Origin of the sequence: Streptomyces sp. RG80 (genome assembly GCF_040446465.1) — a bacterium.
Lineage (GTDB): Bacteria > Actinomycetota > Actinomycetes > Streptomycetales > Streptomycetaceae > Streptomyces.
Window position 1 is genome coordinate 183,981 of sequence record NZ_JBEAAJ010000017.1, and the last position, 6,000, is coordinate 189,980.

General features: G+C 72.9%; 5 protein-coding genes. All 5 read left to right on the forward strand.

What is annotated here, in order from left to right; genetic code table 11:
- Positions 1 to 160: 160 nt before the first annotated feature.
- On the forward strand, positions 161 to 1,231 hold the full coding sequence (locus tag ABKA17_RS43855; protein WP_353698020.1) for a zinc-dependent alcohol dehydrogenase family protein: 1,071 nt from the start codon (positions 161 to 163) through the stop codon (positions 1,229 to 1,231).
- Positions 1,232 to 1,253: 22 nt separating this feature from the next.
- The gene (locus ABKA17_RS43860) at positions 1,254 to 1,934 is read left to right on the forward strand and encodes a helix-turn-helix domain-containing protein (protein ID WP_353698021.1); all 681 of its coding nucleotides are present in this window, start codon (positions 1,254 to 1,256) and stop codon (positions 1,932 to 1,934) included.
- Positions 1,935 to 2,112: 178 nt separating this feature from the next.
- A complete protein-coding gene (locus ABKA17_RS43865) occupies positions 2,113 to 2,550 on the forward strand; it encodes a pyridoxamine 5'-phosphate oxidase family protein (protein ID WP_353698022.1) in 438 nt (145 codons plus the stop codon).
- A 22-nt stretch (positions 2,551 to 2,572) separates the two neighbouring features.
- The gene (locus ABKA17_RS43870; protein ID WP_353698023.1) at positions 2,573 to 3,403 is read left to right on the forward strand and encodes a universal stress protein; all 831 of its coding nucleotides are present in this window, start codon (positions 2,573 to 2,575) and stop codon (positions 3,401 to 3,403) included.
- Positions 3,404 to 3,720: 317 nt separating this feature from the next.
- Positions 3,721 to 6,000 (forward strand): phosphoketolase family protein (locus ABKA17_RS43875; RefSeq protein WP_353698024.1); only part of this gene is annotated, 2,280 nt, incomplete at its 3' end.

Consider the following 6,000-nt stretch of genomic DNA (forward strand, 5'->3'; position numbering starts at 1 on the left):
GACCCGTTCTCCGCGCCTTCCGGGCCGACCGGCCCAAGCGGACGTGCGTGATCGGGGGAGAGGCTGGAGCTGCGAGGCAGGAGCGACAGCGCGCCCGCCGCCCGGCCGCGACGGTGCGGCGAAGGCCCACCGGCGGCCGGAGACCCGAGGGAGGTCGGTCATGAAGGGCTTCGTCTTCCACAGCCCCGGAAACTCCGCCTGGGAGGAGGTCCCGGACCCGGCTATCAAGGACCCCACCGACGCCATCGTGCGCGTCGACCAGGTCACCATCTGCGGCACGGACCTGCACATCCTCAAGGGCGACGTGCCCGAGGTACGGCCCGGCACGGTGCTCGGACACGAGGCGGTCGGCGAGATCGTCGAGGTCGGCTCCGACGTGCGCACTGTACGGCCCGGCGACCGGGTCCTGGTCTCCTGCATCACCGCCTGCGGCCGCTGCCGCTCCTGCCGGGAGGCCGCCTACGGCCAGTGCCAGGGAGGCGGCGGCTGGATCCTCGGCCACCTCGTCGACGGCACCCAGGCCGAGTACGTCCGCGTGCCCTACGCCGACCTGTCCGTGCACGCGCTGCCCAGCACCGTCCGCGGCCAGGACGCGGTCCTGCTCGCCGACATCTTCCCCACCGCCTACGAGGTGGGCGTCCTCAACGGCCGGGTACGCCCCGGGGACACGGTCGTGGTCGTCGGCGCCGGCCCCGTCGGACTCGCCGCGATCGCCACCGCCCGCCTCTACTCGCCCGAGCGGATCATCGCCGTCGACCTCGCCGCGTCCCGGCTGGAGGCCGCCCGGCGGATGGGCGCGGACGCCGTCGCGAGCGCCACGGAGGCGCCCGAGCAGCTGATCGCCGACCTCACGGACGGACACGGCGCCGACGTCGTCATCGAGGCCGTCGGGGTCCCCGAGAGCTTCGAGATGTGCACCCGCATGGTGCGCCCGGGCGGGCACGTCGCCAACGTCGGCGTGCACGGCAGGCCTGCCACCCTGCACCTGGAGGACCTGTGGATCAGGAACGTGACGATCACCACCGGGCTGGTCGACACCTCCTCCACACCGATGCTGCTGCGCATGGCGGCCGCCGACCGGCTGCCCACCGCGTCCCTGGTCACCCACACGTTCCCGCTGGAGCAGATGGAGGAGGCCTACGACGTCTTCGCCCGGGCCGCCGACACCGGCGCGCTCAAGGTGGTGCTCGGCGGACAGCGGCACGACACGCTGGCCGTTCCGACGGCCTGAGAGCGGGAGGAGGCGAGCGGCGATGAGTGAGCACACGGCATCCGGCACGGCGCACGCGCCGACAGCGGAGGGACGAGGCGACCTGGGACACCGGATCGTCCGGCGTCGCACCGAGCTCGGCCTGGCACGGCCGGAGACGGCCCGGCGGGCGGGGATGGCCGTCAGCTACCTCAGGTATCTGGAGGAGACCCCCGCCGCCACTCCCGGACGCAGCGTCCTGCTCCGGCTCGCGGGCGCTCTGGAGACCAGCGTGACCGCCCTCACCGGCGGCGACACGGACCGGCCGGCCGGCCTCGGACAGGCGGGCCGGCACCCCGAGTCGACGCCGCTCGGCCCCGAGGAGTGCCGGCACCGGCTGCACACCCACGGTGTGGGCCGACTGGCGGTGACCACCGACGAAGGGCCGACGGTCCTGCCCGTCAACTACAGCGTGATCGACGGCTCGATCGTGTTCCGGACCGCGGCGGGCTCCACCGCCGAGGCGGCGATCGGCAAGCAGGTCGCCTTCGAGGTCGACCACATCGACGAGGCACTCGGCCGGGGCTGGAGCGTGCTGGTGCGCGGCCGGGCCCGGGGCGTGACGGACCCACAGGCCGTACGCCGGCTTGCCGAGGGTGCGTACAGCGAACCCTGGGCGGGCGGGCAGCGTGAGGTGTGGGTGCGCATCGACCCCGACACCGTCTCCGGTCGCGCGATCGGCTGAGCGCTGAGGGCGTGCCCAACCGCCGTGGACGTCACGAGGTCCGCTCGGCGCGCCCCTGACGGTCCCGCCCGGCAGGGCCGCTCTCCGCACAGGGCGGGACCGATGGCCCCTCTCGCCGGACCGTCGCCCGGCCGACGATGGACCGCATACCGCTGCACCGGGTGAAAGGCGGTGGGGCATGTACCCCAACGACGGTTTCCGCGAACTGGGCCGACCGGAGTGTCTGCGTCGGCTGGCCCGGGTGTCGCTCGGCCGCATCGTCCACACGCACAAAGCCCTGCCCGCCGTCCTGCCGGTCAACTTCGCCCTGGACGGCGAGGCCGTGGTGGTGCGGACGTCGGCGGCCTCGGAGCTGGCCCGCGCCATCGAGGGCGCCGTCGTCGCCTTCGAGGCCGACGAGGTCGACCCCGTCGCGCACTCCGGCTGGAGCGTGGTCGTCACCGGCCGGGCCGCCGTCGTGACCGACCCCGCCGAGCACGAGCGGCTGCGCCGGGAGGGGCCGCGGTCCTGGGCGCCCTCGCCGGTGGAGGTCTTCGTACGCGTCGAGCCCGAACTGGTCACCGGACGTGAACTGGTCGGCGGCCGCACCATGTACGGCCTCGACCTCCCGGCTTGAAGGAAGAGAAGGGAACAGTGACATGACTGCCCAGCACGTGGTCGTCGGAGTCGACGGCTCACTGATCGCCGTACGCGCGCTGGACCGGGCCGCGGACGAAGCCGTGCGGCGCGGTGCCGCCCTGCGCGTCGTCTGCGCCGTGCCCGACAAGGACGAGGCCGGTCCGATCCTGGCCGCGGCCGTCTCTCGTACCAGCGCCCGCCATCCCGACCTGCCGGTCGAGACCCTGGCCCGTGAGGGCGGCGCGACAAAGGCGCTGCTGCGCGAGAGCGAGGGCGCGCTCCTCACCGTCGTCGGCAGCCGCGGCCTCGGCGGGGTCACCGGCCTGCTCCTGGGCTCGGTGAGCCTGCATGTCGCGGCCCACACCCGCACCCCGCTGCTGGTCGTCCGCGGCGACCACCGCTGCGACGACGGCCGCGAGGTCCTGCTGGGCCTGGCGGGCGACTCCGACGCGGACACCGCCGCCCACGCCTTCCAGGAGGCCGAGCGGCTCGGCGCCCCGCTGCGGGTCCTGCACTCCTGGGCCCACCGGCACGCCTCGCCCGAACTGCCCTCGCTGCTGCCCGCCACGAGCCCGGGCCAACGCGAGGAGGCCCGCGTGGACGCGGCCGAGGAGGCCGTGCCGCGCTTCAGCACGGCCGAGTTGGAGGAGCGGTACCCGGCGGTCGCGGTCGAGGCCCGCACGGTCCGTACCAGCCCCGCCCACGCCCTGGTCGAGGCCACCCGGCAGGCCGGTCTCGTGGTCATCGGCGTCCACCACCACGGCGGTCGGCTGCACCCGCGACTCGGCCCGGTGGCCCACACGCTGCTGCACCGCTCGCACTGCCCCGTGCTGCTCGTGCCGACCGGCTGACGGCCGACCGGGTGGATACCGACAGGGCGGAGGCCGGCGAGTCGGAAGGCTGATGGGTCGGCGGACTGATGGCCCAAGGGGCTGACCGGTCGGAGGCCGGCTCGGCGGCCCAGCACCTCGCCGATGGGTGCCTGGGCCGACCGGGCTGTCCGCCGACCGGCCGATGGCCTTCCCTCGGTCGACCGGCCAACGGCCCCCAGGGGATGGCCCGGTCGGCCCTGTCGGGTACTCGGTGGGCGGGCGCAGTGTGGAAAGGCGCACAACGCACCACGCCAAGCGTCTTCGACCCCCGACTCCCGCCCTGGAAGGGAATGGGCATGTCCGTCGATACACCGCAGGCGTCCACCGCCGATCTCACGGACGAGGAACTGAAGGCCCTCGACGCCCACTGGCGTGCCGCGAACTATCTGGCGGTCGGCCAGATCTACCTGATGGCCAACCCCTTGCTGGCCGAGCCGCTGCGCCCGGAGCACATCAAGCCGCGGCTGCTCGGCCACTGGGGCACCTCACCCGGCCTCAACCTGGTCCACACCCACCTCAATCGAGTCGTCAAGGCCCGTGACCTGGACGCCCTGTGCATCTGGGGCCCCGGTCACGGCGGGCCGGCCGTTCTTGCCAACTCCTGGCTGGAGGGCTCCTACAGCGAGACCTACCCGGACGTCACCCGGGACGCGGAGGGCATGGGCCGGCTGTTCAGGCAGTTCTCGTTCCCCGGTGGCGTGCCGAGCCATGTGGCTCCCGAGACGCCGGGTTCGATCCACGAGGGCGGCGAACTCGGCTACTCCCTCTCGCACGCCTACGGCGCAGCCCTGGACAACCCCGACCTGCTGGTCACCTGCGTCATCGGCGACGGCGAAGCCGAAACCGGCCCGCTGGCCGCGTCCTGGCATTCCAACAAGTTCCTCGACCCCGTCCACGACGGCGCGGTCCTGCCGATCCTGCACCTCAACGGCTACAAGATCGCCAACCCGACGGTGCTGGCCCGGCTGCCCGAGCCCGAACTCGACGCCCTGCTGCGGGGATACGGGCACAGCCCGATCCACGTCACCGGCGACGCCCCGATGACCGTCCACCGCGCCATGGCCGCCGCGATGGACGACGCCCTGGACCGCATCGCGTTCATCCAGCGCAGCGCGCGCGAGGACGGCGTCGCCGAACGCCCCCACTGGCCGGTGATCGTGCTGCGCACCCCCAAGGGCTGGACCGGCCCCGCCGAGGTCGACGGCCTCCCGGTGGAGGGCACCTGGCGCGCCCACCAGGTTCCGCTGGCCGCCGTACGCGACAACCCTGAGCATCTGCGGCAGCTGGAGCAGTGGCTGCGCTCGTACAAGCCGGAGGAGCTCTTCGACGAGCACGGGCGACCCCGCGCACACGTGCTGGGCTGTGTCCCCGAAGGAACCCGGCGGCTGGGCGCCACCCCGCACGCCAACGGCGGGCTGCTGCTGCGCGAACTGCCCCTGCCCGAACTGGAGCGCTACGCCGTCCCCGTGGACAAGCCCGGCACCTCGCTGCACGAACCCACCCGCGTCCTCGGGGACCTGCTGGAGCACGTCATGCGGGAGACCCGCACGCGCCGTGACTTCCGCCTGGTGGGTCCGGACGAGACCGCCTCGAACCGGCTGCAGGCCGTCTTCGACGCCAGCGGCAAGGCCTGGCAGGCCCAGACCCTGCCGGTGGACGAACACCTGGAACGGCACGGCAGGGTGATGGAGATCCTGTCCGAACACACCTGCCAGGGCTGGCTGGAGGGCTATCTGCTGACCGGCCGGCACGGACTGTTCTCCTGCTACGAGGCCTTCGTCCACATCGTCGACTCCATGGTCAACCAGCACATCAAGTGGCTGCGCGTGACCCGCGGGCTGCCCTGGCGAGCCCCCATCGCCTCCCTCAACTACCTGCTCACCTCGCACGTTTGGCGCCAGGACCACAACGGCTTCTCCCACCAGGACCCCGGCTTCGTCGACCACATCCTCAACAAGAGCCCCGAGGCGGTACGGGTCTACTTCCCGCCGGACGCCAACACCCTGCTGTCGGTGGCCGACCACGCGCTGCGCAGCCGCGACTACGTCAACGTGATCGTCGCCGGCAAGCAGCCCTGCTTCGACTGGCTGTCCATGGAACAGGCCAAGACCCACTGCGCCCGCGGCGCCGGGATCTGGGACTGGGCGGGCACCGAGGACGGCACCCGCGAACCCGACGTGGTGCTGGCCTGTGCCGGTGACGTCCCCACCCAGGAGGTGCTGGCCGCCGCCGGGTTGCTGCGCAGGCATCTGCCGGATCTCGCCGTGCGGGTGGTCAACGTCGTCGACATCGCCCGACTGCTGCCCGCCGAGGAACACCCGCACGGGATGAGCGACTTCGAGTACGACGGCCTGTTCACGACCGACCGGCCGGTGATCTTCGCCTACCACGGCTACCCCTGGCTGATCCACCGCCTGGCCTACCGCCGTGCCGGGCACCAGCACCTGCACGTACGCGGCTACAAGGAGTTCGGCACCACGACCACGCCGTTCGACATGGTCGTCCGCAACGACCTCGACCGCTACCGCCTCGTCATGGACGTCATCGACCGCGTCCCCGGCCTCGCGGTGCACGCG

What these genes read in the sequence shown, in the direction of transcription:
- ABKA17_RS43860 (WP_353698021.1), top strand. Translation starts at nt 1,254, where the DNA reads ATGAGTGAGCACACGGCATCCGGCACGGCGCACGCGCCGACAGCGGAG.
- ABKA17_RS43855 (WP_353698020.1), top strand. Translation starts at nt 161, where the DNA reads ATGAAGGGCTTCGTCTTCCACAGCCCCGGAAACTCCGCCTGGGAGGAG.
- ABKA17_RS43865 (WP_353698022.1), top strand. Translation starts at nt 2,113, where the DNA reads ATGTACCCCAACGACGGTTTCCGCGAACTGGGCCGACCGGAGTGTCTG.
- ABKA17_RS43870 (WP_353698023.1), top strand. Translation starts at nt 2,573, where the DNA reads ATGACTGCCCAGCACGTGGTCGTCGGAGTCGACGGCTCACTGATCGCC.